1 pseudogene is annotated in these 768 nt (G+C 45.1%); it reads left to right on the plus strand.

Annotated features, from left to right (window positions below):
* Positions 1-768, plus strand: a pseudogene (locus A3756_RS28220) (PEP-CTERM system histidine kinase PrsK); the annotation flags it as partial.

The following is a 768-nucleotide window of genomic DNA, read 5'->3' on the forward strand; positions in this document are numbered from 1 at the left end:
CTCCCACCCTCCATCACTACAGGCGATAAAAATCCTTGGCGACTTGGTCGGGAGCCAGTCGGGCGCGATCTGGATTAAAGACGAGGAAGGTTTATTCAAACCCAAAGCACAATACCACCTACCTGATGCAAAGTTCGGAGACATCGACCATCATTCCGAGCTAATAACCTTCTTCACCCAAAATGACTGGATCATCAACCTCGATGAATACATGCTAGACCCAAGCAAATATAAGCTGATCGAAATTCCGGAAAGCATGCTTCACCTCGAGCACCCATGGCTGATTCTGCCCCTTGGGGTCGGTGAAAACCTATCCGGATTAGTCTTGCTATGTGAACCCATCGCAACGATTGACCTAAACTGGGAGAATTACGACCTGTTGAAAATTGTTTCTCAGCAAGCATGTAGCTACATTGTTCAAAGTGACTCTCAGGAAAAGCTAGGTACTGCCATGCAGTTCGAAGCGGTAAATAAAGCATCTGCCTTTCTGGTTCATGATATAAAGACCATTATCGCGCAGCTATCTTTGCTCGTTAAGAATGCCGAAAAGCACAAATCCAACCCTGCTTTTGTTGACGATATGATTCGCACGACAAGCCATACAGTCGAGAAAATGGATCACCTGCTACAGCAAATTCATAATCCAAACCAGAACAATGAGGAAGCTTCCGTTGAGCTAGGTGAAATATTGCTAGAGATCTACCAAAGTCATAAAAAATCTAGCCCATCCCCGTCTTTAGAAGCACTTGAGCAGCCAATATGGATACA

The sequence above is a fragment of the Oleiphilus sp. HI0086 genome (assembly GCF_001635225.1).